26 protein-coding genes and 1 pseudogene are annotated in these 26,923 nt (G+C 44.8%); 8 read left to right on the forward strand and 19 right to left on the reverse strand.

All coding sequences use genetic code 11. From position 1 onward, the window contains the following. The first annotated feature begins 8 nt into the window (after positions 1–8). Both Q7A_RS09920 and murU read left to right on the forward strand, forming a co-directional pair. Entirely contained in the window at positions 9–998 is a 990-nt protein-coding gene (locus Q7A_RS09920; protein WP_014707219.1) for an aminoglycoside phosphotransferase family protein, read from the forward strand. Continuing rightward, entirely contained in the window at positions 995–1,690 is a 696-nt protein-coding gene (murU, locus tag Q7A_RS09925; protein WP_014707220.1) for an N-acetylmuramate alpha-1-phosphate uridylyltransferase MurU, read from the forward strand. Before Q7A_RS09920 ends, murU begins: the two co-directional genes overlap by 4 nt. Here murU and argF read toward each other — a convergent pair. The 10 genes from argF to Q7A_RS09975 all read right to left on the reverse strand — a co-directional run bounded on the left by argF (position 1,667) and on the right by Q7A_RS09975 (position 11,377). After that, complete coding sequence (argF, locus tag Q7A_RS09930; protein ID WP_014707221.1) at positions 1,667–2,563, reverse strand: ornithine carbamoyltransferase; 897 nt, start codon at positions 2,561–2,563, stop codon at positions 1,667–1,669. The two genes, murU and argF, sit on opposite strands and share 24 nt — an antisense overlap. 1 nt (position 2,564) lies before the next feature. Beyond that, positions 2,565–3,764 carry an aspartate aminotransferase family protein gene (locus tag Q7A_RS09935; RefSeq protein ID WP_014707222.1) on the reverse strand — a complete coding sequence of 400 codons (1,200 nt, stop codon included), beginning with the start codon at positions 3,762–3,764 and terminating at the stop codon, positions 2,565–2,567. A 165-nt stretch (positions 3,765–3,929) separates the two neighbouring features. Next, entirely contained in the window at positions 3,930–4,511 is a 582-nt protein-coding gene (gene sodB, locus Q7A_RS09940; RefSeq protein ID WP_014707224.1) for a superoxide dismutase [Fe], read from the reverse strand. Between the two features lie 61 nt (positions 4,512–4,572). Then, positions 4,573–5,052: a ribosomal protein S18-alanine N-acetyltransferase gene (gene rimI, locus Q7A_RS09945; protein WP_238595901.1), complete on the reverse strand. Its 480-nt coding sequence runs from the start codon at positions 5,050–5,052 to the stop codon at positions 4,573–4,575. After that, positions 5,045–5,539 (reverse strand): DNA polymerase III subunit psi, encoded by a 495-nt coding sequence (locus tag Q7A_RS09950; protein WP_014707226.1) that lies wholly within the window; start codon positions 5,537–5,539, stop codon positions 5,045–5,047. Before Q7A_RS09950 ends, rimI begins: the two co-directional genes overlap by 8 nt. Continuing rightward, the gene (locus Q7A_RS09955) at positions 5,539–7,071 is read right to left on the reverse strand and encodes a 2-isopropylmalate synthase (RefSeq protein WP_014707227.1); all 1,533 of its coding nucleotides are present in this window, start codon (positions 7,069–7,071) and stop codon (positions 5,539–5,541) included. The genes Q7A_RS09950 and Q7A_RS09955 overlap by 1 nt, the downstream gene beginning before the upstream one ends. A 166-nt stretch (positions 7,072–7,237) precedes the next feature. Continuing rightward, complete coding sequence (gene pssA, locus Q7A_RS09960; RefSeq protein ID WP_014707229.1) at positions 7,238–7,981, reverse strand: CDP-diacylglycerol--serine O-phosphatidyltransferase; 744 nt, start codon at positions 7,979–7,981, stop codon at positions 7,238–7,240. 117 nt (positions 7,982–8,098) lie between these two features. Further along, positions 8,099–9,109 (reverse strand): ketol-acid reductoisomerase, encoded by a 1,011-nt coding sequence (gene ilvC / locus Q7A_RS09965; RefSeq protein WP_041355142.1) that lies wholly within the window; start codon positions 9,107–9,109, stop codon positions 8,099–8,101. Between the two features lie 28 nt (positions 9,110–9,137). After that, positions 9,138–9,635 (reverse strand): acetolactate synthase small subunit, encoded by a 498-nt coding sequence (gene ilvN / locus Q7A_RS09970; RefSeq protein ID WP_014707231.1) that lies wholly within the window; start codon positions 9,633–9,635, stop codon positions 9,138–9,140. Further along, a complete protein-coding gene (locus Q7A_RS09975) occupies positions 9,635–11,377 on the reverse strand; it encodes an acetolactate synthase 3 large subunit (protein WP_014707232.1) in 1,743 nt (580 codons plus the stop codon). Before Q7A_RS09975 ends, ilvN begins: the two co-directional genes overlap by 1 nt. Positions 11,378–11,548: 171 nt before the next feature. On the opposite strand from Q7A_RS09975, the gene pyrC reads away from it, so the two are divergent. Then, on the forward strand, positions 11,549–12,595 hold the full coding sequence (pyrC, locus tag Q7A_RS09980) for a dihydroorotase (RefSeq protein WP_041354528.1): 1,047 nt from the start codon (positions 11,549–11,551) through the stop codon (positions 12,593–12,595). A 35-nt stretch (positions 12,596–12,630) separates the two neighbouring features. On the opposite strand, the pseudogene Q7A_RS09985 reads toward pyrC, so the two are convergent. Then, positions 12,631–13,902, reverse strand: a pseudogene (locus tag Q7A_RS09985) (O-acetylhomoserine aminocarboxypropyltransferase/cysteine synthase family protein). Positions 13,903–14,052: 150 nt separating this feature from the next. Between Q7A_RS09985 and Q7A_RS09990 the strand changes: the two are divergent. Next, positions 14,053–14,730 carry a type 1 glutamine amidotransferase domain-containing protein gene (locus Q7A_RS09990; RefSeq protein WP_014707234.1) on the forward strand — a complete coding sequence of 226 codons (678 nt, stop codon included), beginning with the start codon at positions 14,053–14,055 and terminating at the stop codon, positions 14,728–14,730. A 33-nt stretch (positions 14,731–14,763) separates the two neighbouring features. Further along, complete coding sequence (locus tag Q7A_RS09995; protein ID WP_014707235.1) at positions 14,764–15,045, forward strand: peptidylprolyl isomerase; 282 nt, start codon at positions 14,764–14,766, stop codon at positions 15,043–15,045. A 43-nt stretch (positions 15,046–15,088) separates the two neighbouring features. Here Q7A_RS09995 and dinG read toward each other — a convergent pair whose 3' ends face one another. After that, positions 15,089–17,167 carry an ATP-dependent DNA helicase DinG gene (dinG, locus tag Q7A_RS10000; RefSeq protein WP_014707236.1) on the reverse strand — a complete coding sequence of 693 codons (2,079 nt, stop codon included), beginning with the start codon at positions 17,165–17,167 and terminating at the stop codon, positions 15,089–15,091. Then, positions 17,168–18,169 carry a 2-hydroxyacid dehydrogenase gene (locus Q7A_RS10005; protein WP_014707237.1) on the reverse strand — a complete coding sequence of 334 codons (1,002 nt, stop codon included), beginning with the start codon at positions 18,167–18,169 and terminating at the stop codon, positions 17,168–17,170. A gap of 82 nt (positions 18,170–18,251) precedes the next feature. Here Q7A_RS10005 and Q7A_RS10010 point away from each other — a divergent pair, with 82 nt between their 5' ends. Further along, on the forward strand, positions 18,252–19,202 hold the full coding sequence (locus Q7A_RS10010) for a 1-phosphofructokinase family hexose kinase (RefSeq protein ID WP_014707238.1): 951 nt from the start codon (positions 18,252–18,254) through the stop codon (positions 19,200–19,202). Here the strand turns inward: Q7A_RS10010 and recJ are convergent. Genes recJ through Q7A_RS10040 form a run of 6 tightly spaced genes read right to left on the reverse strand, consistent with a single transcriptional unit; the run spans position 19,199 to position 25,203 of the window. Beyond that, on the reverse strand, positions 19,199–20,923 hold the full coding sequence (recJ, locus tag Q7A_RS10015; RefSeq protein WP_041354530.1) for a single-stranded-DNA-specific exonuclease RecJ: 1,725 nt from the start codon (positions 20,921–20,923) through the stop codon (positions 19,199–19,201). The two genes, Q7A_RS10010 and recJ, sit on opposite strands and share 4 nt — an antisense overlap. Then, complete coding sequence (locus tag Q7A_RS10020) at positions 20,920–21,858, reverse strand: Regulatory protein, RpfE type (protein ID WP_014707240.1); 939 nt, start codon at positions 21,856–21,858, stop codon at positions 20,920–20,922. The genes recJ and Q7A_RS10020 overlap by 4 nt, the downstream gene beginning before the upstream one ends. After that, the gene (gene hda / locus Q7A_RS10025) at positions 21,851–22,534 is read right to left on the reverse strand and encodes a DnaA regulatory inactivator Hda (protein ID WP_238595902.1); all 684 of its coding nucleotides are present in this window, start codon (positions 22,532–22,534) and stop codon (positions 21,851–21,853) included. Before hda ends, Q7A_RS10020 begins: the two co-directional genes overlap by 8 nt. Before the next feature lie 31 nt (positions 22,535–22,565). Beyond that, complete coding sequence (locus Q7A_RS10030; RefSeq protein WP_014707242.1) at positions 22,566–23,612, reverse strand: AI-2E family transporter; 1,047 nt, start codon at positions 23,610–23,612, stop codon at positions 22,566–22,568. Then, entirely contained in the window at positions 23,609–24,166 is a 558-nt protein-coding gene (locus tag Q7A_RS10035; protein WP_041354532.1) for a CDP-alcohol phosphatidyltransferase family protein, read from the reverse strand. The genes Q7A_RS10030 and Q7A_RS10035 overlap by 4 nt, the downstream gene beginning before the upstream one ends. Then, entirely contained in the window at positions 24,163–25,203 is a 1,041-nt protein-coding gene (locus tag Q7A_RS10040; protein ID WP_014707244.1) for a DUF2066 domain-containing protein, read from the reverse strand. Before Q7A_RS10040 ends, Q7A_RS10035 begins: the two co-directional genes overlap by 4 nt. Before the next feature lie 58 nt (positions 25,204–25,261). Between Q7A_RS10040 and purM the strand changes: the two genes are divergently transcribed. Both purM and purN read left to right on the forward strand, forming a co-directional pair. After that, on the forward strand, positions 25,262–26,323 hold the full coding sequence (gene purM, locus Q7A_RS10045; protein WP_014707245.1) for a phosphoribosylformylglycinamidine cyclo-ligase: 1,062 nt from the start codon (positions 25,262–25,264) through the stop codon (positions 26,321–26,323). Continuing rightward, positions 26,320–26,904: a phosphoribosylglycinamide formyltransferase gene (gene purN, locus Q7A_RS10050; RefSeq protein ID WP_014707246.1), complete on the forward strand. Its 585-nt coding sequence runs from the start codon at positions 26,320–26,322 to the stop codon at positions 26,902–26,904. The genes purM and purN overlap by 4 nt, the downstream gene beginning before the upstream one ends. The last annotated feature ends 19 nt before the right edge of the window (positions 26,905–26,923 follow it).

A 26,923-nucleotide genomic window follows, 5' to 3' on the forward strand; every position in this document is an offset into this window, starting at 1 on the left:
CATCCCAGATGAACAATAAACAAGATATACGCTTTCAACAGTTGCAACAATGGTTGCAAGGCTTTGTGACCGATAAAAACCATTCGTTAACACCTGCCTCCAGTGATGCCAGCTTTCGACGTTATTTTCGATTACAGCAAATGGATGACAGTTTTATCGTTATGGATTCACCACCCGAGCATGAAGATAACCAGTCATTTATCAAGGTCGCAACCGTATTAGAGCAATTCGGGTTGAATGTTCCGCATATCTATCAACAGGATCTACAGCAGGGGTTTCTAATACTGAGCGATCTGGGTAATACCCCTTACCTTTCACAGCTATCCATTGAAACCGCTGATGAGCTTTATAAAAAAGCCATTGACAGTCTGCTAACCCTGCAGCAGATTCCCTGCGAAAACCAGCCATTGCCTCAATATGATGCCGCATTATTACAACGTGAAATGCTACTGTTTGATGACTGGTTTTTGCAGCGCCATTTGGAATTACATCCACCCGAATGGTTAACTGCAACATTCGAATTTTTGACGCAAAACGCTTTGGAGCAACCTCAGGTTATTGTGCATCGGGATTTTCATTCACGAAATCTGATGTACCTGCAGGGACAAAAACCGGGGATAATTGATTTTCAGGATGCCGTAATTGGCGCCATTAGTTATGACTTGGTTTCATTGTTGCGTGATGTGTATATCCAATGGTCTCCGGCTGAACAACAGCAGTGGGTTGGATATTATATTGAGCAGGCACAACAGTATGGATTGTTAACATTAGAGCAAGCAGAAAAATTTCCTCGCTGGTTTGATTTAATGGGCTTACAACGCCATCTTAAAATACTCGGGATCTTCTGCCGCCTGAATTATCGCGACAATAAACCTAATTATATGAATGATTTAGCATTGACTTTAACTTATGTTTATCAAGTTTGTGAGCGCTATCCAGAGCTACAGAAATTCTATCAATATCTTATTGAACAACCCAAAATTGCGGGTATAAAATGAAAGTAATGATTCTCGCAGCAGGTCGCGGTGAACGGCTTAGACCACTCACCGATCACACACCCAAACCTTTGCTGCATGCTGGTCCAAAACGCTTGATTGAATATCTGATTGATAAGCTGGTCGCTGCTGGGTTTGATAATATTGTGATTAATCATGCTCATCTTGGTGAGCAATTTGAGCCAATATTGGGCAGCGGTGAACGCTACCATGCCCATTTTGAATATTCTGCAGAAGTCGCTGGCGGGCTGGAAACCGCTGGTGGAATAATTCAGGCATTACCACTGTTAGGCAATGAACCTTTTCTGGTGGTAAATGGTGATATCTGGACAGATTTTCCGTTTGATGAACTCGCCAAGATGGATTTAGCTAAAGAGCAACTATGTCACCTGGTTATGGTGAATAATCCTGCGCATAATCCTGCTGGGGATTTTTATCTTGATAGCGATGGTTTGCTATCACTTGATGGTGAACCCAAACTGACCTTCAGTGGTATTGCAATTTATCGACCAGAAATGTTTGCAGAGCATCCAGTTACCAAACTGGCCTTAAAGCCTTTTTTTGTTGAGGCTATGAAGCAGCGAAAAGCGAGCGGGCAACATTATCAGGGTCAGTGGTCTGATATTGGAACGGTCGAGCGCTTAACCGCGTTGGCCAAGCAACTCGGCATTTCAGGCGCAAAGAAACTCCAGTAAGGCTTTTTGCGCATGTAGTCGATTTTCAGCTTCATCCCAAACGACACTTTGATGACCGTCAATTACATCTGCCGTCACTTCTTCACCGCGATGTGCTGGCAGACAATGCATAAATAATGCATCTGTTGCGGCTTGTTGCATGACCTTTTTATCCACCTGAAACGAAGCAAATGCGGCTTCACGTTTTCGCTGTTCCTCTTCCTGGCCCATGCTGGCCCAGACATCCGTTACCACTAAATCAGCATGCTCAGCAGCCTGTATAGGGTCATTAAACAGCCGAATCTGTGCATCTACTGCATTGATAACCTCTGTTTTTGGCTCATAGCCTTCAGGGGTGGCAATATTTAAATTAAAACCAAACTGCTGCGCAGCATTGATATAGGAGTGGCACATATTATTGCCATCACCAATCCACACGACCGTTTTGCCGCGAATATCACCACGATGTTCCTGATAAGTTTGCATATCAGCCAGTAATTGGCAGGGATGGTAATCATCGGTCAATGCATTAATCACCGGAACTGCTGAATATTTAGCGAAGATTTCAATTTTGCTATGCTCGAAGGTTCTGATCATTACGGCATCAACCATGCTGGAAATAACTCTGGCGGAGTCTTCAATCGGCTCGCCTCTACCCAGCTGAGTATCATCCGGAGACAAAAAAATTGCTCCCCCCCCAAACTGCACCATCGCTGATTCAAACGATACACGGGTACGGGTGGAGGATTTTTCAAAAATCATCGCCAGTACTTTGTTTTTCAAAGGCTGATAACTTTTACCTGCCTTATGCATTTTTTTCAGTTCAGAAGCTCGATTAATCAGTTGGGTGAGCTCTGCTGGTGATAAATCTTTGAGCGTTAGAAAATGCCTCATATCACGCTACGCTCTCTACAGATCGTGTCGCCAAAAAGGTTTTGACCAATTGACTAACCTTGTTAACAATCAGTTCAGATTCATCTGAATTAATAATCAGTGGTGGCAACAAACGAATAACTTTTTCGGAAGTCACATTAATCAGAATATTCTCCTGCAAAGCGGCTTTAACCAGCTCTGTACATGATGTGGTCAATTCGATGCCAAACATGAATCCTAAATGACGAATCTGTTTAACGCCTTCAGTCTTACCCAGTTGTTGTTTGAAATTCTGGTACATCTTCTCACCAAGCCTGGTGACATAATCCAGTAACTGCTCTTTTTCAATAGTGTTTAATACCGCTAAGGCAGCGCTGCAGGATAAAGGATTGCCGCCAAAGGTTGAAGCGTGATTTCCAGCTTGTAACACGTCTTTCCCCAAACCAGCAACCAGACATGCGCCAATCGGCATTCCATTGCCCAGACCTTTCGCCAGCGTCATTACATCTGGCAATAAACCTGGTTTATGTTGAAAAGCAAACCATTTGCCGGTCCGCCCGATACCCGTCTGAACTTCATCAAGCATCATCAGTAATTTGCGTTGTGTACATAAATCCCGGATTGCAGAGAGATATTCACTGTCAGGGATTTTTATACCTCCCTCACCCTGAACGGGTTCAACTAAAACAGCAACCGCTTCCGGCCAGTGACTGGCCGCCATACGCACAGCATCAATATCATTGTATGGAACCCGCACAAATCCAGACACCAGGGGTTCAAAACCAACTTGAACCTTCGTGTTACCTGTTGCGGTCAATGTTGCCATAGTCCTACCATGAAAGCTGCCGTCCATGACAATAATAACTGGCTTATCAATACCTTTATTATGTCCATACTTGCGTGCAATCTTGATCGCTGCCTCATTGGCCTCGGCGCCGGAATTACAGAAAAAAGCCTGATCCATCCCTGAAAGTTGCGTCAGCTTATCCGCCAATAACTGTTGTTTTTCAATGTGATAAACATTGGAGGTGTGTACCAGTGTTGCAGCCTGCTCAGAAATAGCTCGCGTTACGGCAGGGTGACAATGACCAAGATTACAAACCGCAATTCCACTTAATGCATCAAGATATCGCTCGCCACGGGTATCCGTCAGCCAGGCTCCTTCGCCTTTTGCAAATGTAATATCTAAACGTCTATAAGTAGGCATGACAGATTCGGTCATGGTATTAAACTCCCTGCCTGTTTTTCAAGGCGACTGCTCAGCAGTTATTTCTGCTGGAATGAAACGAAAAATGGCAGTTTCAAAAGAAAACTGCCATATTCCAAAAACCATAAATTATATAACGAATTAGTCAGCAGTCATAAGACTACTGACTAATCTTAACGTTTATGCTGCGAAATTAGCCGCAACAAAATCCCAATTTACCAGTGTCCAGAATGATTCCAGATATTTAGGACGGGCATTTCGGTAATCAATGTAGTAGGCATGTTCCCAAACATCACAGGTCAATAATGGTGTCTGGCCTGCTGTAAGCGGGCAACCAGCATTGCTGGTATTCACAATCTCAATGCTGCCATCAGCATTTTTTACCAGCCAGGTCCAGCCTGAACCGAAATTAGTGGTAGCCGACTTGGTAAATTGATCTTTGAATTCTGCAAATGAACCAAACTTGGCATCAATTGCAGCGGCCAGATCACCAGAAACAGCATCTTTGCCATTCGGTGTCAGGCAGTTCCAGTAGAAAGTGTGATTCCAAACCTGTGCAGCATTATTGAAAACACCACCACTGGATTTAGTGATAATGGTTTCCAGCGGTTGACCTTCAAATTCGGTTCCAGGAACCAGATTGTTCAGGTTGTTTACATATGTTTGGTGATGTTTACCGTAATGGTATTCAAGAGTCTCTGCAGAGATGTGTGGTTCCAAAGCATCTTTTGCATAAGGAAGTGGTGGCAATTCAAAAGCCATAAAAAATCTCCTTGATTGAAAATAACCAACGTAAACCCGTTAGTCTAAGTGAGGGCATGTCTTATAGCAAGTTTTGACCAAGCTGCGCGAACATGCCAAGTTCCAGTCCCATCAACACGCCATCTTCCCTGCCCTGTTCAGCAGGATAATAACCTCGACGCACTGACATTTCATTAAAACCGGTTGATAAATAAAGCTGTTGAGCCCTGATGTTACTTGCTCGAACTTCTAATACGATAATTGCAGCAGATTGTTCAAGTGCAGTCTCAATGACATGATTCAGAATCTGTCTACCAAAGCCTTTACCCTGATGACCGGGGTTGACGCAAATATTCAGTAAATGAACTTCGTCCAGAACAGATTGTACAACGCTGTAGCCAATTATTTCATTATCTTTTGCGTAGAGAAAAGTTCGATAACCGCTTTTCAGACAGTCTTCAAAATTACCTTTGGACCAGGGAAAACGGTTTGACTGTTTTTCAATCTGCCAAACTTTTTCTATATCCGCCGGTTGCATTTGACTAATTGCTAATTCAGTCACTCAGGTAAGCTCTTAAGTTCCGAAGTTGCTGGATGGTTTGCCACATCTCGAACTTCAGCAGTGGTTGCTCCAGCAATGTTCGCAGACTTGGACCAACCAACGTTTGCAAATTATTTTCGAGTTGCTGGCAGGATAATGTTTCATGGGGCTTTACGTTCAGTTTCGCTACCAATTCTGAACCTAATACCAATGCTACGGTTTTATCAGCCGAAAACATCTTTAAAACGTTTAAATGCTGCTTATCCATCACTGTCACATCGTCCAGACTGATACCAATACTACCAAAAAGGGCTCGTAGCAGACGATTTTCCACGGCGGTTAGCGCTTTTTCAGTAACAACTAGCCACGAATTTGTATAGTCAATATGATTAACAACTTCACTTTCCAAAGTGGTTAAATCAGATTTAACAACATCATCTTGTCGTTGCACCCAGACAGGAATACCCATCTGTTCAAGTGCAAAATATTGTTCAGCAGATAAACGCATCAGACTTGCGGATGTGCCCGATCAGAGGGTAATAACATTTTATTGAGGGCATTAATGTAAGCTTTGGCGGAAGCGATAACGATATCAGTGTCAGTACCCTGGCCACTGACAATACGGCCACCTTTTTCCAGCCGGACGCTGACTTCTCCCTGAGAATCAGTGCCACTAGTGATATTGCTTACTGAATATAATTGTAGCTCGGTATGACTCTGCACCATTGATTCAATCGCTTTAAAAGCGGCATCAACTGGGCCACTGCCCTTCATCTCAGTTTTAACTTCGCTATCGTCAACCGCAAGGGTGACATTGGCCACCGGAATCTCTCCTGTTTCACTGCAGACCCGCATTGAAATCAGGCGAATCCGCTCGTTATCTTCCGTTAAAGTATCACTGACAAGTGCTTGAATATCTTCATCAAATACTTCGTGTTTTTTATCTGCCAATTCTTTAAAGCGCATAAATGCTGTGTTTAAATCCTCTTCGGACTCCAGTTCAATTCCCAACTCTTTTAATCGTGAACGAAAGGCGTTGCGTCCGGAATGTTTGCCAAGAACCATACGATTTGTGTTCCAGCCCACATCTTCAGCACGCATGATTTCATACGTTTCGCGATTTTTCAGTACACCATCCTGATGAATACCAGATTCATGGGCAAAGGCATTGGCACCGACAATTGCTTTGTTCGGTTGCACTATAAAACCGGTGACACCTGAAACCAGACGTGAAGCAGCCAATATTTGTGTGGTATCCAGGCGGGTATCACAATCAAACATATCCTGACGTGTTCGCACGGCCATCACCACCTCTTCTAAAGAAGCATTGCCGGCTCTTTCGCCCAGTCCATTAATGGTACATTCAACTTGTCGGGCACCATTCATAACGGCTGAGAGCGAATTAGCTACCGCCAGACCCAAATCGTTATGACAATGCACCGAGAAAATAGCTTTATCCGAGTTTGGAATACGTTCACGCAGGTTTTTGATTAACTCGCCAAACTGATGCGGCAGGTTATAGCCAACCGTATCAGGAATATTTAATGTTCTGGCTCCAGCATCAATAACCGCTTCCAGCACCCGGCAGAGAAAATCCAAATCACTACGCCCCGCATCCTCAGGCGAAAACTCAACATCATCAGTATATTGGTGTGCCCGTTTCACAGCCTTCACAGCATTTTCAATCACTTCATCCGGTTGCATTCGCAATTTCATCTGCATATGGATTGGTGAGGTGGCAATAAAAGTATGGATACGAGAGGCATTGGCTGGTTTAAGCGCTTCACCGGCCCGATCAATATCTTTGTCCAGGGCACGAGCCAAACCACAGATACGGCTGTCCTTCACCGCTTTAGCAACAGCTTGTACCGCTTCAAAATCACCAATACTGGCAATCGGAAAACCAGCCTCAATAATATCGACACGCATACGCTCCAGAGATTTGGCAATCCGCACCTTTTCATCTTTGGTCATCGATGCGCCAGGACTCTGCTCCCCATCACGCAATGTGGTATCAAATATTATTAACTGGTCTTTCATTTCGTTCGCTCCGAACATTCTGCTCATCGCTGAGCACATTTTTTATGGTCATTATAATGAGGTTAAATGAGGGTTGCAGAAAGAATTGCAAGATTATTTCCCTCATAAACATCCATTTCTCGCACTGATGTGAAAAATGGTTCGTCTTGCCATCCTTCCGTTCGTTTTATTTTGATTGTGCGCGTTCGTTACGATGCTTACGCAATTGAATCAGTGTAAAAACCGGTCCGGAAATCGCATAGAGTAAAAATGCGGTGAAAAGAACAATTGGCGGATCTGTTGCAATAAGTGCAAAAACCAAAACCAAGCCCAGCATTACCATAAAGGGTACTTTGCCACGCAAATCCAGCTCTTTAAAACTGTGGTAGCGCACCGTGCTAACCATAAGGATAGCTGTAGCAAACGTCAGTGGCACACCTACAAATGATAATAATGAGGGATCCAGTTGATTGTTATGTCCTACCCAGACCCAGCCAGCGATACAGGCTGCGGCGGCAGGACTTGGCAGTCCTTGAAAATAGCGTTTATCGGCAATTCCCACCTGAGTATTAAAGCGTGCCAGTCGTAAAGCACCACAAGCAGCGTAAATAAATGCCACCATCCAACCAAACTTACCTAAGCCATTCAAAGCCCACTCGAACATGACCAAAGCAGGAGCCAGCCCAAAGGCAACCATATCAGCAAGGCTGTCATACTCTGCTCCAAAAGCGCTTTGGGTATTGGTTAAACGAGCAATGCGACCATCCAGCCCATCCATAACCATCGCAACAAAGATTGCGACTGCTGCAGTGGTGAAGTCGCCTCTTATTGCAGCAACAATGGCGTAGAAACCCGCAAATAGACAGGCTGTGGTAAATAGATTCGGTAACAGATAAATGCCACGTTTTTGTTGTTCTTCATGGTTATCCATAAATGTCCTGTATTCAGAGAAGAAGTGATTTCATTATGACATCCGTACCTTCATAAACAAAATAAGGGCAGACTGCCAAGCAGTCTACCCTTACCTGAGGACAACCAAAAATTGTGATTAGTTTTTAGTCTTATCGACGATTTTTTGAATCCACGGCATCATTTCACGCAGTTTGGCACCGGTTTTTTCGATTGGATGCTCTGCATTCAAGCGACGCATTGCCGTCATTTCTGGGTAGCCTGACTGACCTTCCTGAATAAACTGCTTGGCGTATTTGCCTTCCTGAATGTTTTTCAACGCTTCACGCATCGCCCAACGGCTTTCTTCATTAATGACTTTCGGGCCAGTAACATATTCGCCATATTCTGCATTGTTGGAAATTGAGTAATTCATGTTGGCGATACCGCCTTCATACATCAGATCAACAATCAGTTTCAGTTCATGCAAACATTCGAAATAAGCCATTTCAGGCTCATATCCAGCTTCAACCAATGTTTCAAAACCGGCTTTAACCAATTCTACTGCACCACCACATAATACCGCTTGTTCACCAAACAAATCGGTTTCGGTTTCGTCACGGAAAGTCGTTTCGATGATACCAGTGCGACCACCGCCAATAGCTGAGGAATAAGATAAAGCAATTGCTTTGGCTTTACCTGAGGCATCCTGTTCAATAGCGATCAAATCAGGAATACCACCACCACGAGTAAATTCACTGCGAACCGTATGACCAGGTGCTTTAGGCGCGATCATGATAACGTCCAAATCCTGACGCGGCAGAATCTGGTTATAAACAATCGCAAAACCATGAGCGAAAGCCAAAACAGCACCTTGTTTCAGGTTTGGCTCAATTTCGTCTTTATACAAAGAAGATTGGAACTCATCCGGTGTGAGTACCATTACCAGGTCAGCTTGTTTTACAGCTGATGCGGTATCGGCAACTTTCAGGCCTGCACCTTCGGCTTTAGCAATAGAAGACGAACCAGCACGCAGAGCCACAGTTACATCCACACCTGAATCTTTCAGGTTACAGGCGTGAGCATGGCCTTGTGAGCCATAGCCGATAATCGTGACTTTCATGCCACGGATCAGCGACAGGTCACAATCTTTGTCGTAATAGATATTCAAACTCATTATCAATTCCTTCGTTTTTAAATCAATTCAATTGCAGGCATTTATCGCCACGGGCAATTCCGGAAACGCCACTGCGAACAGTTTCAAGTATTTTATGTTCAGACAGAGCCTCGATGAACGAGTCAAGTTTGCTACCGGCCCCTGTCAGTTCAATCGTGTAGGTTGAGGCCGTTACATCAATAATATGTCCACGAAAAATATCTGACAGACGTTTGACATCATCACGTTGATCCATGGTTGCTGCTTTGACCTTAATCAACATCATTTCCCGCTCAATGTGTGGACCTTCAGACAACTCCATCAATTTTACAACATCTACCAGCTTATTGAGTTGCTTGGTTATCTGCTCAATAATCCGATCCGTACCGGTGGTGACAATCGTCATCCGTGACAACGACGCATCTTCAGTTGGTGCAACGGTTAATGATTCAATGTTATAGCCACGTGCAGAAAATAACCCCGCTACACGCGATAAGGCCCCTGCTTCATTTTCAATCAGAATCGAGATGATATGACGCATTATGACAGCTCCCGCTCTGGATCTTGTGGTAAATCGCAATAGGGCGACATATGCATTTCATTATGCGCTTTACCTTGAGCGATCATCGGATACACGTTTTCAGTTTGATCGGTCACAATATCCAGAAATACCAAACGATCTTTCATCGCAAAGGCTTCTTCCAGTTTGGGACGCAAATCTTCAACCCGTTCAATACGAATACCCACATGACCATAACTTTCTGCCAGTTTGACAAAGTCAGGCAAGGATTCCATATAGGAATGTGAATAACGATTCTGATAGAAAAACTCCTGCCACTGACGCACCATGCCAAGATAACGATTATTCAACGCTACAATTTTTACCGGCAAACCGTATTGCAGACAGGTAGATAGCTCCTGAATACACATCTGGATACTACCTTCACCTGTGATACAGATGACCGTTTCCTCAGGAAATGCCAATTGAACACCCATCGCTGCAGGTAACCCAAAGCCCATCGTTCCCAAACCACCTGAATTAATCCAGCGATTGGGTTTGCTGAAACCATAGTATTGAGCCGCCCACATCTGATGCTGACCAACATCTGAGGTTACATAGGCATCACCATTAGTGATTTCATGAACCATCTCCACAACTGCCTGTGGTTTTATCTGATCGCTATTGCGATCATAGGACATACATTTTTTGGCACGCCAGCCGTTGATTATATCCCACCAGTCGGTCAAAGCTGCTTGATCTGGTTTGGTCTTGTTCACTGAAAGCAATTGATTCATATCACTCAGGACCTCAGCTACATCGCCAACAATCGGAATATCTACAGAAATTGTCTTGGATATGGATGACGGATCAATATCAATATGAATGATCTTGGCATGCGGACAGAATTCAGCAATTTTTCCAGTTACCCGATCATCGAATCGTGCACCAATCGCAATCAGCACATCACAATCATGCATCGCCATATTAGCTTCATAGGTTCCATGCATACCTAGCATGCCAAGAAACTGTTGATCATCCCAGGGAATTGAACCAAGTCCCATTAAAGTCGAGGTAACCGGGTAACCCAAGGTACTGACAAACGTCCGTAATGGTTCAGCAGCGTTACCTAACACAACGCCACCACCAGTATAAATCATTGGTTTTTTTGCCGTCAGCATCAACTCAACTGCACGCTTTATCTGTCCCGGATGACCTTTAGTAACAGGTTGATAAGAGCGCATTTGAACGCTCTGCGGATAAATATACGGAATTTTGATATTGGGATCGGTGATATCTTTCGGCACGTCAACTACAACTGGACCTGGACGGCCTGTGGTCGCTACATAAAAAGCTTTTTTAATGGTTTCTGCCAGATCGTTAATATCTTTAACTAAAAAGTTATGTTTAACGCATGGACGTGTAATCCCCACCGAGTCAACTTCTTGAAAAGCATCACTGCCAATATTTGCCGTGGCTACCTGACCAGTAATAACAATCATAGGAACTGAGTCCATGTAGGCAGTGGCAATACCGGTAAGAGCATTTGTCGCTCCAGGACCTGACGTCACCAGAACCACACCCGGTTTACCCGTGGCACGCGCATAACCATCAGCAGCATGAGTTGCCGCCTGTTCATGGCGCACAAGAATGTGCTTGACCTCTTCCTGGTTATACAGTGCATCGTATATATGCAGCACTGCACCACCCGGATAGCCAAACAAATACTCAACCCCTTCGTCTTTTAAACAATGGACCAGAATCTCGGCGCCGCTTAATTCCACGTCTTCCTCTCTCGTATCGCTAACGCGATCTGCTTCAAAATATCAAACGGGTAAAGTTACTGTGAATGCCCGTCAAGGTCAAGAAAAACTGCCTTCTGATGCAGTATCGCTGATTTGTCAGAAACAATTTTTTCATCTGCAAAGCTAAAGAGCTATGGCATAATCTGCTTCATGAAGAAATCATCATTAAATTCTATTACCATTAGCCAGCCTGACGATTGGCATCTCCACTTGCGTGATAATAATGCCTTAAAGCGTACTGTTACAGATAGCGCAAGATGTTTCAAACGCGCAATTATTATGCCTAACCTGCGTCCTCCAGTGACCAATGTAGAACAAGCTAAGGCCTATCGCCAACGCATTCTTGATGCGCGTCCGACAGAGTCTGACTTTGAGCCATTGATGACGTTGTATCTGACTGATAATACGACTCCTGAAGATATTGTTGCGGCCAAGCAAGCCGGATTTATTAAAGCAGTCAAACTGTACCCGGCGGGTGCAACAACAAATTCAGATGCTGGTGTAACGGATATTACTCACTGTTATAAAACACTGGAAATGATGCAAAAGGCTGGTATGCCTTTATTGTTGCATGGTGAAGTGACTCATCATGAAACCGATATTTTTGATCGTGAAAAGGCATTCATCGACGAAAAACTGATTCCACTGTTAAGAGACTTTCCAGAACTGAAAATTGTTTTTGAACATATTACGACCAAAGATGCTGCAGACTTTGTCGCCCAGGCCAGCAACTTTGTGGCAGCAACGATAACCCCCCATCATTTATTACTGAATCGCAACGATATGCTGGTGGGCGGGATTCGGCCTCATCATTTCTGCCTGCCGGTGCTGAAACGGAATACCCATCAGAAAGCGTTGATTGCTGCCGCAACCAGCAGTAATCCGAAGTTCTTTCTGGGAACCGACAGTGCGCCACATACCAGAGACAGTAAAGAAAATGCCTGTGGCTGTGCAGGGATCTACAGCGCACATGCCGCTATAGAGCTGTATGCCGAAGTGTTTGACAGCTATGAATGTCTGGATAAACTCGAAGGGTTTGCCAGTTTCTATGGTGCAGATTTTTATGGGTTACCCAGAAACGAGCAGCAAATTACTTTGCAAAAAACCGATTGGCAGGTTGCTGAAACATTGGCATTTGGCGATGAAACACTGGTACCCATGCGCGCAGGTGAAACCATTCACTGGAAACTGGTTTAAAAGTCCCGGCCTGCGTACAGGCCGGGATTATTTATTTAGACAGCAGAAAAGGCCTGTTCCAAATCTTCAATAATGTCATTGATATGTTCGATGCCAATACACAGGCGAAGCATTTCCGGTGTAACTCCCGCGGCTTTGAGTTCGGCTTCTTCCAGCTGACGATGTGTGGTCGAAGCAGGGTGACAGGCCAGTGACTTGGTATCCCCGATATTCACCAGACGTTTAACCAACTTCAATGCATCGTAGAATTTCACGCCATTATCAAAGCCGCCTTTAATCCCAAAGGTCAGAATTGATGATGGTTTGCCATTGAAATATTTCTGGGCCAAATCAAAATACTTGTCCCCTTCCAGTCCGGCATAGTTCACCCATTCAACTTTGGGATGCTGTTGCAGATATTTAGCCACTGCGATGGCATTGTCACAATGTCGCTCCATACGTAATGGTAACGTTTCAATGCCTTGTAATAGTAGAAACGCATTCATCGGTGACAATGCCGAACCGGTATTACGTAAAGGGACGGTCCGTGCTCTGGCAATAAAGGCTGCTTCAGCGAATTGCTCGGTATACACCACCCCGTGATAGGCCGGTTCCGGTTGATTCAATACCGGAAATCTTTCTTTGTGTTCAGCCCAGGGAAACTTACCGGAATCCACAATGATGCCGCCTAACGTTGTGCCATGACCGCCCATGTATTTGGTCAAGGAATGCACCACAATATCAGCACCATATTCAATTGGATTAAGTAAAAACGGTGTTGCTACAGTATTATCAACGATCACTGGAACACCGTGTTTATGTGCCATTGTTGCAATGGGTTCAATATCCACGATATTCCCGGCCGGATTGCCGATTGATTCGCAGAAAACCGCTTTGGTTTTAGCATCAATTAATTTTTCCAGGTCAGCAGCTTGGTCGGTTGTGGCGAATCGCACTTCAATGCCCAGCTTAGGAAGCATATGAGCAAATAAGGTATAGGTTCCACCATACAATTGCGGTGTGGTTACAATATTGTCGCCCGCTTCAGCAATGGTAAGGATGGCATAATGAATAGCAGCACTTCCTGCTTAAGTCGCCAGTGCAGCCAGCCCTCCTTCCAACGCCGCTACACGATTTTCCAATACATCCCAGGTGGGATTCATAATACGGCTGTAAATATTGCCGGGGACATCCAGATTAAATAAATCGGCACCATGCTGGGCATTATCAAATTCATATGCGACGGTTTGATAAATAGGCACCGCACAGGATTTTGTAACGGGATCAGTTTCATAACCTTCATGCAGACAGATAGTTTCTTTTTTCATAGTTTTCTCTCGCTGTTATTATTGTGTTCCGAGTTTACGACGATGGGAATGAAATGCAATATCGCTTGAATTTTTATCGTCGTATCTCCATATGATATATAAGCGTCACCAAATAATTCCACAAAACCACAAATTTCAGGAGACACAACCATGAAAATATTAGTGGTATTAACTTCGCACGATAAGCTTGGCAATACCGGTGAAAAAACCGATTTCTGGTTAGAAGAACTTGCAGCACCGTATTACGCAATGAAAGATGCCGGGGTAGAAATCACACTGGCCTCACCCAAAGGCGGGCAACCGCCACTGGATCCGAAAAGCAATCAGCCTGACTTTCAAACAGACGCTACCCGGCGTTTTGAAAATGATACTGAAGCTAAAAACCGATTGGCAAACACAGTTAAATTAGCCGACGTACACGCCGCTGATTATGATGCAGTGTTTTACCCAGGCGGACATGGTCCGTTATGGGATTTAACCGAAGACAAACAGTCAATTGCGTTAATTGACAGTTTCGTTCTCGCCAATAAACCAGTGGCGGCAGTCTGTCATGCCCCGGCAGTTTTATTACACGTTAAAACCATTGGGGATGATCCATGGATTAAAGGTAAACAGTTGACTGCATTTTCAAATAGTGAAGAAGATGCGGTAGGCTTATCTGATGTTGTACCCTTTTTACTTGAAGATGCTCTTAAACAACATGGTGCAATCTTTAAGAAAGGGGACGACTGGAGTTCATTCGTGGTTACGGATGGCATTTTGATTACAGGACAAAATCCGGCTTCGTCAGAAGCCACGGCCAAAACCCTGTTAAAACAGCTGGCATAAGTCGGCAATTTACAAATCAATTACGGAACTATTATGGCTAGAGCAACCGCACGACACATCCTGGTGGACAGTGAAGAAATCTGTCTGGAATTGAAACGCGAAATCGAAGAAGGCGCAGACTTTGCTGCCGTCGCCAAAGAACATTCTTCCTGTCCATCCAGTCGCCAAGGTGGCGATCTGGGCGAATTTGGCCCTGGCATGATGGTGCCGGAATTCGATAAAGTTGTTTTCTCCGCCCCGGTAAACACTGTTCAGGGCCCGGTTAAAACTCAATTTGGTTATCATTTGCTGGAAGTCACCAGCCGCACTGAATAAGGTCGTTGATACACCCCGAAAGCCCGGTCTTGCCGGGCTTTTTTTATTCGGTTATTACTTGATAATCCGGTAAATGCGAGAGTAATTGTTTGCCATAATTTTTAGTCAACAACCGACGATCCAGAATGGTTATTTGTCCGGAATCAGTTTCTTTTCGTAACAATCGACCACAGGCTTGAATCAACTTCACGCTGACCGCCGGTAATGACAAACTGATAAACGGCTGACCGCCACGTTTTATGATCCACTCCTGACGTGCCTGTTCAATCGGGCGGGTAAATACCGGAAATGGTAGTTTAGTAATGATGACATGGGTGCATAAATTACCGGGCAAATCGACTCCTTCTGCAAACCGATCCATCCCAAAAATAATGCTGCCCCGTCCCGCTTCAATCCGCTGTATATGTTTGACAATCATATTTTTGGGCGACAGCTGATCGCCTTGTAAAAGAATCAAATTTTTCAATGACAATGGCAATTGCTTATACACCTGCAACATCACCTGCCTTGAAGTGAATAGCACCAGCGTCGCCGCTTGAATGTCAATAATTAATTTGAGTTGGTTGGCAACTTCCTGCTGCCATTGCGGCAGATTTTCATTGGGTAAATACTGCATCATCGGCAGTTTTAACACCGCCTGTTGCTGATATTTAAACGGTGACGGTAGCGCCAGAAAGTGTTTTTCATCGTAACGTTGCAAGCCACAATCAGCCCGGAAACGTTGAAACAATCCCATGCCCCGTAAAGTGGCTGATGTCATCACCACTCCATAAGCACGTTGCCATAAACTGCGATCCAGAAAACCTGCCGCTGTCATCGGCCCGGCATGAATCACAAGCGTTTGCTGTTTGGCAAACTGTTCCTGTGCCAGCCAGCGCACATTGGGTGGACGTTCGGCTTTATCCTCATCGAGAAACAGCGCCATAAAATCAATCAGATAACCAAAAATATTCTGTACCGTTCCCACCTGTGGTAGCAGTGCTTCACCGACTTTATTACTTAACTGGGTTTTCTCCAGTCCTTCTTTAATCCATTTGCCAATCAGCGAAAAATGTTTATAGATGGAATTGGCGTGCTGTAACAGCTTCTGGCAGGGAATAAACAAGGCATTAAGTAATGGACTGCCCCAGAAAATACGTGGCTCACTGATACGACCTTCCAGCATTTCATTTACTGTGGCATCACTGCCAAGGATATCCAACAGCTGTTGCAGCAGATTGATGATGGCAGGTAAATCCTGACGAATTTCCTTAAACATATAGCCAAAATCATGTTGCCGGAAAGCCAAAGCAGTGGGCAGCTTTTTCATTAGACTGTCAGCGGTTTCGACGGTTTGATATAGCTGGACAAAGTTCAAGGCTTTGGCAGCATGTCCCAGCGCCTTTTGTGGCAGATTATGTGCTTCATCAAACACCAGGATCAGCTCTTCAGGATTGGGCAAAACCAGCCCGCCGCCCAAATCAGCATCACTGAGCAATAAATCGTGATTGACCACTACAACCTGCGCCAGCTGCATTTCTTTACGCAGCAAATAATAAGGACAGCTTATAAAATACCGACAACTCTTACCTGCACAGCCTTCTGAATCAGTGGATACTTCATGCCAGAGAGCCGGATCAATGGCATCGGTACGGCTATCCCGATCACCATCCCAGCGATGTTCATCCCAATCCTGGAACAGATTCTTCGCTTGGGTTTGCCTCAATACCTGCTGATACTTTTGATCCACATCCAGCGTTAAATCCTGCTGTTCTGGTGTGGTCGCCAGTTGTGCCAGTTTACTCGGACAGACATAACGGCGACGGCCTTTGATCTGCATAAAACGGATCGGTTGTGGCAAAGCCGCTGAAAACTGTGGCAGATCTTTCTGAATCAATTGCTGTTGCAGATTAACGGTTGCGGTACTGATAACCAGCAATTTTTTACTGTTCAAAGCTGTTTCGATTGCACCGCTGAGATATGCCAGCGTTTTCCCCACGCCGGTTGGTGCTTCCACTACCGCCATTCTATTTTGCGACTGTTGCAGCCGCTGATGGATAAAGCGACTCATTTCGACTTGTTGCGGTCTGGCTTTAAAATCCGGCATCAACTTATTGATGCTGGTGAAGATTTCATCAATCACTTAACGTATGTCCACGCGGTTTTTCAGTGCATTACCCGTCATAAAATCATCAATGTTCTGCAAAGTTGTCTGAGCGATATGCTGCAATGCTTCCCGGGTGAAATAGGCCTGGTGACCGGTAACCAGCACATTCGGAAAGGTCAATAAACGCTGGAATATATCGTCCTGAATAATATCGGTGGAATGATCTTCAAAAAACAGACTGCCCTCCTGTTCGTAAACATCTATTCCCAGATAACCAATATGCAAAGCTTTCAGGGCATCCAATACGGCAACTGTATCCAATAAGGCTCCACGACTGGTATTTATCAGCATTACGCCTGGTTTGGTCAGCCTGAGACTGGCAGCATTGATAATATGATGCGTTGCATCATTTAATGGACAATGGAGGCTGATAATATCGCTTTGACCGAGCAAGCTGTCGAGTGTCACTACGTCAAAACCTGCTTGTTTGGCCAGTATAGCGTTATGTGGTTCATAAATTAAAACCTGGCAACCAAATGCCCGCAATCGCTCAGCGACCAATAAACCAATTTTACCGCCACCGATAATGCCCGCGGTTTTACCGAAGAAATCAAACCCCAGCAAACCATCCAGAGAAAAATTACCATCGCGAACCCGATTATATGCCCGCGGTATTTTGCGACTTAATGCCAACATCAGCGCAATGGTATGTTCCGCGACAGCATAGGGTGAATAGGCTGGCACATTGACGACGGTTATACCAAGCTTGTCAGCAGCCGTTAAATCAACCTGATTAACCCCGGCACAGCGTAACGCGATTAAACGGGTACCGTTTTCTGCCAAGATTTTAAGCGTTTCAGCCGAAATATCGTCATTAACAAACGCACTGACCACTTCTGCATCTTTGGCCAATGCTGCCGTCATTGGATTTAATACCATTTCATAAAAACATAAAGACACTCGCTCATCGGCCATTTGCGTGAGATAGGCCTGATCATAGGGTTTTGCGCTAAATACCGCGACATGAGTTGGTTTCATTTGGAGCCTTTATCAGAAATGCAGTTTACTATTTGAGCCTGGATAGCATTTTATCGAACAAATCATTTTAACGGAGACTGTAATGACGCCTTCATCGGGAAACATTCGTGTTTTATGTCTAAACCCTGCGTTGGATGTGACCTATCATGTCAAAAAGTTAATTCCCGACCAAAAGTCACGTTCCGATGCTGCCCGCCATGATCCGGGGGGTAATGGTATCAATATTGGCCGGGCTTTGTTTCGTATGCAGGTGGATGCAACAACGTACTGTGTCATTGCCGGTTCAGTTGGCGAAATTCTGCAAGACATGCTTGTTGAACAGCTGCCCCATGTCATGTTTCATCCTGTCTCAGGGCAGACGCGCATTAACAGCACGGTCATTGAACTTGATACACAATCTCAATTTCAAATCACTGATGCCGGCACCCCCGTCCCGGCAGCCCAGTTAACTCAATTGGTGGAAAATTTTGCCGATGCTGTAGGGAATGGTTATGGCATTCTGAGCGGTTCCTGCCAACCACATATACCTGTCTCTCTTTATGCTGATTTGGTCAATAAAATCCAACAGCAAGGTGGGTGTGCTGTCGTTGACAGTCACGGAGAAACACTACGTTTGGCCATTGAAGCGAAACCGTTTTTGATTAAACCCAATCTGTATGAACTGGAAACCCTGCTGCAAATAAAACTCAACACTATAGAAGCTATAGCCGAATGCGCCAGACAACTGCAGTTATCCGGGGTCACTCACGTCTGTGTTTCATTAGGCGATCAAGGTGCCTTATTAGTCAGCCCGAAAAACAGTTTTTATGCGAAAGCGTTATCGGTACCAGTGAATACTACTGTGGGTGCAGGTGATTCTATGGTGGCGGGTCTGGTGGCCGGTTTTAGTTTTGATGAACAACCCGAAACAGCACTTCGTTATGGCATTGCCTGTGGGGCTGGAACCGTAATGCATGCCGGAACGGAATTATTTCAAGGCCATGAACTGGCCGATTTCCGACAACAGGTGATGATCCAAACTCTGGATATTTAACTGGGCAAAAGGTTATCAACCAGCAACTGTAGCGATTTGGTTTGTCGAAACTCATTCACATCCAAGCGATAATGCAAACCAACCATCTGACCGAGCTTTAGCCATTTTGGTGCAGTCTGGCGGAATGCCATCGCCGTGATTTCACGCCCATCATCCAGTTTTACGGTTAAACGCAAATGGTCCGATTGCTGACCGACATGACGATAATTCTGCAACACAAAATGGCCATGAAACTGTGGTTCCGGAAAAGCCTGACCCCATGGCGCCAGAACCGGTAATTGCTCAGCCAGGTGCATGTTCAGTTCCTGCGTCGATAATTCACCATCAGAATACAAAGCGCGTTCAAATACAGTGGGATCGGCTGTATGTTCTACAGCTTCCCTGAATGCCTGCTCAAACAATGAAAAATCGTTCTGCTTTAATGTTAAGCCTGCTGCCATCGCATGTCCACCAAAGCGCAAAATTAAATCAGGATATTTAGCAGCAACATTAACCAGGACATCACGAATATGAACGCCTGTTATGGAGCGTGCCGAACCTTTAATTTCACCAGGTTCGCCCGGTGCAAACACAATGACCGGCCGATGCAGTTTTTCTTTAATTCGAGAGGCGAGTAACCCGATTACCCCTTGATGCCAGCTTTCTTCATATAAGCAATAAGCAGCTGCTTGGCTGATTTCATTAAGCTGAAGTTTTTCCAGCATCGCCAAAGCTTCCAGCTGCATACCTTGTTCAACCGAGCGACGCTCAAGATTAATCTGATCCAGCAACTGAGCAGCTTGCTGAGCCATGGCAACGTTATCTGTCAGTAAGGTATCAATGCCCAGCCCCATATCTTCCATACGACCGGCGGCATTTAACCTCGGCGCTATGGCAAAACCCAAATCCTGAGCAGATAATCGACTGATGTCCTTACCGGCAATTTGTAATAAAGCGCTGATACCTGCACAGGCGCGTCCCTGCCGCATACGTTTCAATCCAAGATCCACCAATGTGCGATTTAGCCTGTCTAAAGGTACGACATCTGCGACAGTTCCCAGTGCTACCAGGTCCAGCAACTCCACCAGCCGTGGTTCCGCCAGTTGCTGTAATTCAAACCAGTTACTATCGCGTAAACCTTGCCGTAAACCAAGCAGCACATAAAACGCTACCCCAACACCGGCCAACATTTTGCTGGGAAAGTTATCCCCTGGTTGATTAGGATTAACAATGGCGTCGGCTTGTGGCAATTGTTCTGCCGCAAGATGATGATCAGTGATCAACACTTGCATACCACGTTGTTTGGCGAGTGCAACGCCATCCAGACTGGCAATGCCGTTATCCACGGTAATCAATAAATCCGGTTGATTATCTATGGCAATTTCGCTTAATAACTCAGTGGTTAAACCATAACCGTGGACAAAGCGATTCGGCACAATAAAATCAGTCTGTTGCAACCCCATCATTCGTAAACCACGCATCATCACGGCACAGCTGGTCGCTCCATCACTATCAAAATCCGCCACAATCATCACTCGCCATTGCTGTTGCAATGCCTGAATCAATAAGGAAACGGCGGCCTCCATGCCCAGCATTTGCGAGGGTTTGGGTAAATCAGTCAAATCAAAGGTTAAGTCACTGGCATTTTTGATACCGCGGGCTGCCATTATTCTCCGAATACATGCGGACCAATCATTGGGTAATTCACTAACATCACCCATATTTCGCTGTTGAATTTTCATAACGTCCAGGGTTTCCATACATCCCAGCAGCGCCACTGATATTGGCCATGTTGCGGAATGATTAAACGTAACTGTTGTATTTGATAACGACGTAATTTTTGTTTTAAAGGCAAAATTTGTTGTGTCGTCGCGAGCTGCAAGCGTTGTTGCCAGTCATTCTGCAAATCCAGTTCCGGTAACAACAGTAATTGCTTTCCACTCCCCAACTGATCAGGTTTCCACTCAGACAAAGAGTTAAAGCTGACATAGCACGCAGAGGACAGTAACTTTAATAAAGCCGAATCGCCATAAACCTGATCCCATGCATTGGCAGACGGTTGCCAATCTCCCTTACCCCAAAACCAGAGACTATTCACAGGCAATTTGCCAGCTGACTGTCTTTGTTGATTCACTGGATGTTCAAATAACGCCATTTGAATTTCATTATTCAATCGTAACCAGGCATTTTGTTCTTGCCCACCAGGCAAGGCTGAAGCTACCGACTTACCAATCAGCGATGGCAATGCCGTCAGTGAGATATCCGGCATGTTTTCCAGCCAAATTGACCAATGGTTTAAATCATTTGGTACCAGTTGAGCATCAAAATCATTTAATAGGGGTTGAATACATTCTCTAAGCAAAGTGCCCTCTTCCATTGTTAAGTCATTGATTGAAAATAATAAAAGACGATCTCGATCAGCATGCAGATAACACGGATCAGCGCAAAGGCTTAGTTGGCCAGGATTTCGTAATGCCGAAGTGGGTAAATCAGCACCTGTGAGGGGCTTGGCACTAAAAAGCTGAATTAATGCTTTTTCTAACGTATGGTCGTTGGCAGTGAAATGTGATTTTTTTAGTAATTTTTTCAGTTCTTCAGGTAATAAAGACTGATTAATTTCCTGCATCGCAGTTGCTAAACCGGGCCAGATAATTGTCACTGATGGCTTTTCAGCCACGTTGTATTACTTCCCGGACAAACGGAATGGTTAAACGACGTTGTGCCTGTAATGACGCTTTATCGAGACGTTGCAAGACTAACATTAGTGATGGCATATCACGGCTGTAATTACGTAATAGATATTGGGCTACTTCTTCAGGCAAAATCAATCCTCTACTCTGTGCATGACTGATCAACGCCTGTTGTTTCAATGCATCGGTCATTGAAGGCAATTGATATATCAATCCCGTTGCCAATCTCGATCGCAGATCAGGCAATTGAATGGCTAATTGTGCCGGGTTCTGATCGGCGCAAATCAGTAATTTATGTTCTTTCTCACGTAAACGGTTAAAACAGTGAAACAATGCTTCTTCCCATTCAGCATCGCCACAGATTGCCTGGAGATCATCCAGACAGACAACATCGCTCTGAACTAATGAAGCTAATACATCAGCATCTGCTGTATCACGAATTTCCTGCAAATTGATATAACTTACCGGATGACCATGATTCTGCAGGCGTTCGGCAATTGCCAGATTTAAATGGGTTTTGCCCACTCCGGACTCTCCCCAAAGATAGAGAAAATCAGGCTTTTTTTCCAGGCAGAACGCCTCAACAACAGAGGCTAACTCATCGCTTTCAAATATAAAATTGTCTATCGTAAAGATTTCCTGCGGTGTTAACCGCAGCGTCAACTGTATTTCCTGCTTAATCATCACCTGCTGCTCAGGTATACAGATGACTGTTCAGGTAACGATGGTGAGCATGGCGTAACAAGACCATTACCACCGCGGCTACTGGAAGCGCCAGCAATACACCGACAAACCCGAATAACGTTCCGCCTGCCATCACTGCGAAAATAACTGCCACGGGATGCAGACCAATCCGTTCGCCCACAAATCGTGGGGTCAGAAACATCCCCTCAATCGTCTGTGCAAAACCGAATATCAGAACGACCCACAGAATGGGTAACCATTCCTGAAACTGTAAATAGGCGGCAAGGCCGGCAAGCAGAATACCGATAAATAAACCAAGGTAGGGTACAAAGCTCACAATACCGGCAATCACCCCTATTAACAAAGCCAGATCGAGTCCAATGAAAGTTAGACCGATACAATACATAATTGATAAGGCCAGCATCACCATCAATTGCCCGCGTAAAAAGCCTGCCAGCATATCGTCACATTCACCGCTGATCTTAATGATTTTGTCGGCATGTTTACGAGGCAGTAATTCGCGAAACCTGGCCACCAGATCATCCCAGTCTCTTAACAGATAAAACGTCAGTACCGGGATAAGGATCAGATTGGTTAACCATTGCAATATGACAAGGCCTGAACGGGTCATATAGCCAAAAACATCACCGGCCATTTTGCCAGCTTCTGACCAGTAATCCTGCAGCGCGGTTTTAACGGTATTAAGATCGATCATATCGGTTGATAAGCCAACTCTTTGCAACAAATGCTCCAACGAGCTTTGCAATTGATCCAGGTAAGCTGGCAGTTTTTCAAACAAAGATGCGAGTTGAGCGCTAAGCATTGGAATAAAAATAAGTAATAAAATCATTCCCGTCAGCACAAATATAGCGAAAACCACACACACCGATAACGTGCGGGACAAACGATAGTTTTCCAACCTGTCTACCAGAGGATCTCCCAGATAAGCCAGCAAGGCCGCAATAAAAAAAGGCGTTAAAACAGAAGATAACTCCATCATTAGCCAGCCAGATAAAATCAATATCCCTAGCAACAGGAATTTATTGGTATCACTCATGAGCTTTTTTTCATCTGACGCCACGCGCTTGTCCCCCATACCACTATGTATTCACTACCGCTTATGATGACACTTGCTACCACTAACCAGATTAAGGTTGTACTCCATGTCGCTACTTGCGGAAGCAATTCTTGCTGCAAAATTACAAGCAACACTAAAGCAATCTGAAAAACTGTATTGATTTTACTGCTCCAGAGCGGAGACAGTTCATATTCACCGAATTTGAAATGATAAATCAAAGCACCACAAACAATCAGCAAATCTCGACCAAACACCAGCAATAATAGCCACAAGGGCAAGAGTTGCATATAGGTCAATGTGGTAAATGTTGCGACCAGCAGAAATTTATCTGCTAGCGGGTCCAGAATAGTTCCCAGACGGCTTTGCCAACGAAAATGGCGGGCCAGAAAGCCATCCACACCATCTGAAATACCGGCGATTGCCACCAGAATCAATGCCGTGGAAAATTTTTCTTCAATCATCAGCCAGACTATAGGTCCAACTAATAGAATTCGAAATACACAAATGAGATTGGGAATATCCCGTGGACTCAAGGCAATAACCTGTATTGAGAGCTGCTATCATCCGTGGCATCGGGCACAATTACCCGTCCCATCGCCAGTAATTGTCGAAATTTTTCCGGCTCAGCCTGAATAAGTAAAACCAAATCCAGCTTCTCTCCGCCTAAGCTGCCGACCTTAATATCCGAAACAACCTGTAAGCTCCCCAGATAATCCATTAGTCGACTGTAACCATTGTAGTCTTCAATACCAGTGACATGAATTTCCATTTCAGTATTACCTGAGGCACTGAATGAGATATTCAGCCTTCTACCCAGCCGATCAGCAAACTCATCCACCCCGCTTTGAATGGCTGTTTTAACATTACCCTGACTTGACCAGCGCTCAACCTCTTCCCCGAGCAAAGCCTGCCAGCTTATTTCGACTGATTCTTCATTACCTCGTAAACGAGCTGACACAATGACAGAAGAACCATATCGCTCGGATGCCTGTTTTACGGCTATATTATTCCCCGTGGCAACATCGTTAAAAGTCAGCTGAGTCTGGTCCTCAAGATCCATCAATGGCAACAATAATGGAATACCACGTTTTTTCGCCGCCTTTTCAATATAGAAAAGTAATGAGTCTTCATCACCTTCCCCTATCAACTGCTGTTTCCCTGCATACTCTATAGCCACCCAGAACAGTGTCTCAGATCGGATTTTATCCCATACTGGTAAACCGATTCGCTGTAAGGCGTTATTGATACCCTCGGCATTAAATTCGAGCGTTAAAGCCAATTGTTGTTCCGCAGAATCGCCGTCAGAACTTGGAATTTGCTGATAATAGAATTGATCGATATAACGTTCGGCATCAGTTACCAGAGCAGAAATGTCTGCCTGCTCCACCGCGCGACGATCACCAACGACTTTTATTACAACCTGTTTGAGCAATTCCGGCGCAAGACGCTGACGATCTTCTTCACTCTGCGATGCAACAGATGATTGAGCTTGATATAAATCAGTAACTTCCGCGGCGGAGACAATCGACGCAGCGAAAACGAAAATCAGTGAGAAAAATAATCTAGGCATTGTGGTATTCTAACACGCTGTTTTTTGTGTGTGATGTCCAAATAATCAGGAAGCCAGCATGACCGATCCCGTCGTTCCACCAACCCAATCAAACCAAGCCCTCAGTTACCGCGATGCCGGTGTTGATATTGAAGCCGGAAATGCGCTTGTCGAGCGTATCAAACCCTTAGCAGCCAAAACCCGTCGTCCTGGTGTGATGGCTGGACTGGGTGGATTTGGCAGCCTGTTTGAACTACCGCTCGATAAATATAAACAACCGGTACTGGTCTCTGGAACAGATGGCGTCGGCACCAAATTAAGACTGGCTATCGAGGCTGGAATACATGACACCATTGGTATTGACTTAGTTGCCATGTGCGTCAACGATATCGCGGTTCTTGGCGCGGAACCCCTGTTTTTCCTTGATTATTATGCCACCGGAAAACTGAATATTGATGTAGCAACGGATGTGGTCAGCGGTATTGCTGAAGGTTGTTTGCAATCAGGCGCTGCATTGGTAGGTGGCGAAACAGCTGAAATGCCCAGTATGTATCAGGAAGGTGATTTTGATCTAGCGGGATTCTGTGTCGGAATTGTTGAAAAAGACAACATTATTGATGGCTCTCAGGTAAAAGCTGGTGATGCCATTATCGGTATCGCTTCTTCCGGACCACACTCAAATGGCTATTCGTTGATTCGCAAAATTATTGAAGTCAGTAAAGCTGATCTGAATATGTCATTTGATGGTGCGACATTAGGTGAAAAACTGTTGGCACCGACCAGAATCTACGTTAAGTCATTACTGCAACTACATGAAAAAGTTAATATTCACGCATTATCTCATATTACAGGTGGTGGTTTATTGGAAAACATTCCCCGTGTATTACCAGAAAATGTAACGGCAATCATTGATAGCAAAAGTTGGCAAAGACCGGCCGTTTTCGACTGGCTGCAACAGCAGGGAAATGTGGTTGATCGTGAGATGTATCGCACTTTCAACAACGGTATTGGCATGGTGGTTTGTGTGGCTGAGCAGGATGCCGATGCGACCGTACAGATTCTGACTGCACTGGGTGAGACGGCTATGCGCATTGGCCATATTGAAAATAGTGACTCTGAAGAACAAGTCATTATTAAATGACTGCTGCTTTGAAACCCAAATTGGTGATCCTGATTTCAGGACGTGGCAGCAACATGCAATCCATTGTTAAAGCGATACAGGCAAATGAGTTGGATGCTGAGGTTGCTGCTGTAATCAGTAATTGTCCAAATGCAGCTGGGCTGAAATTTGCTCAGCAATCTGACATTGCCACCAGAACACTGGATCACAAGAATTTCGCTAGCCGGGAAGCATTTGATGAACAGCTGATGAAGCTGATTGATTCTTTTACTCCGGATTATGTTGTCTTGGCTGGCTTTATGCGTATTTTGAGTGCAGGATTTGTTAAGCACTATGCGAATAAATTAATTAATATTCATCCCTCGCTGTTACCTAAATTCAAAGGCATGCATACCCACAAACGGGCCATCGAAGCCGGCGAAAAAGAACATGGTGCAACGGTACACTTTGTTACCGAAGAACTGGATGCCGGACCGGTGATCTTACAGGCCAAAGTACCCGTACTGGAAAATGATACTGAAGAAGCTCTGGCAGCAAGAGTGCTGATTGAGGAACATAAACTTTATCCTGATGCCTTAAGGTTGTTAATACAACAGAACTGATTATTCATGCGCTATTTCT

Origin of the sequence: Methylophaga nitratireducenticrescens, assembly GCF_000260985.4 — a bacterium.
Classification (GTDB): Bacteria; Pseudomonadota; Gammaproteobacteria; order Nitrosococcales; family Methylophagaceae; genus Methylophaga; species Methylophaga nitratireducenticrescens.

Bases quoted from the DNA above. Each gene is read 5' to 3' on its own strand.
- Q7A_RS09920 (WP_014707219.1), top strand. From the start codon at position 9: ATGAACAATAAACAAGATATACGCTTTCAACAGTTGCAACAATGGTTG.
- murU (WP_014707220.1), top strand. From the start codon at position 995: ATGAAAGTAATGATTCTCGCAGCAGGTCGCGGTGAACGGCTTAGACCA.
- argF (WP_014707221.1), bottom strand. From the start codon at position 2,563: ATGAGGCATTTTCTAACGCTCAAAGATTTATCACCAGCAGAGCTCACC.
- Q7A_RS09935 (WP_014707222.1), bottom strand. From the start codon at position 3,764: ATGACCGAATCTGTCATGCCTACTTATAGACGTTTAGATATTACATTT.
- sodB (WP_014707224.1), bottom strand. From the start codon at position 4,511: ATGGCTTTTGAATTGCCACCACTTCCTTATGCAAAAGATGCTTTGGAA.
- Q7A_RS09950 (WP_014707226.1), bottom strand. From the start codon at position 5,539: ATGCGTTTATCTGCTGAACAATATTTTGCACTTGAACAGATGGGTATT.
- Q7A_RS09955 (WP_014707227.1), bottom strand. From the start codon at position 7,071: ATGAAAGACCAGTTAATAATATTTGATACCACATTGCGTGATGGGGAG.
- pssA (WP_014707229.1), bottom strand. From the start codon at position 7,981: ATGGATAACCATGAAGAACAACAAAAACGTGGCATTTATCTGTTACCG.
- ilvN (WP_014707231.1), bottom strand. From the start codon at position 9,635: ATGCGTCATATCATCTCGATTCTGATTGAAAATGAAGCAGGGGCCTTA.
- pyrC (WP_041354528.1), top strand. From the start codon at position 11,549: ATGAAGAAATCATCATTAAATTCTATTACCATTAGCCAGCCTGACGAT.
- Q7A_RS09990 (WP_014707234.1), top strand. From the start codon at position 14,053: ATGAAAATATTAGTGGTATTAACTTCGCACGATAAGCTTGGCAATACC.
- Q7A_RS09995 (WP_014707235.1), top strand. From the start codon at position 14,764: ATGGCTAGAGCAACCGCACGACACATCCTGGTGGACAGTGAAGAAATC.
- Q7A_RS10005 (WP_014707237.1), bottom strand. From the start codon at position 18,169: ATGAAACCAACTCATGTCGCGGTATTTAGCGCAAAACCCTATGATCAG.
- Q7A_RS10010 (WP_014707238.1), top strand. From the start codon at position 18,252: ATGACGCCTTCATCGGGAAACATTCGTGTTTTATGTCTAAACCCTGCG.
- recJ (WP_041354530.1), bottom strand. From the start codon at position 20,923: ATGAAAATTCAACAGCGAAATATGGGTGATGTTAGTGAATTACCCAAT.
- Q7A_RS10030 (WP_014707242.1), bottom strand. From the start codon at position 23,612: ATGAGTGATACCAATAAATTCCTGTTGCTAGGGATATTGATTTTATCT.
- Q7A_RS10040 (WP_014707244.1), bottom strand. From the start codon at position 25,203: ATGCCTAGATTATTTTTCTCACTGATTTTCGTTTTCGCTGCGTCGATT.
- purM (WP_014707245.1), top strand. From the start codon at position 25,262: ATGACCGATCCCGTCGTTCCACCAACCCAATCAAACCAAGCCCTCAGT.
- purN (WP_014707246.1), top strand. From the start codon at position 26,320: ATGACTGCTGCTTTGAAACCCAAATTGGTGATCCTGATTTCAGGACGT.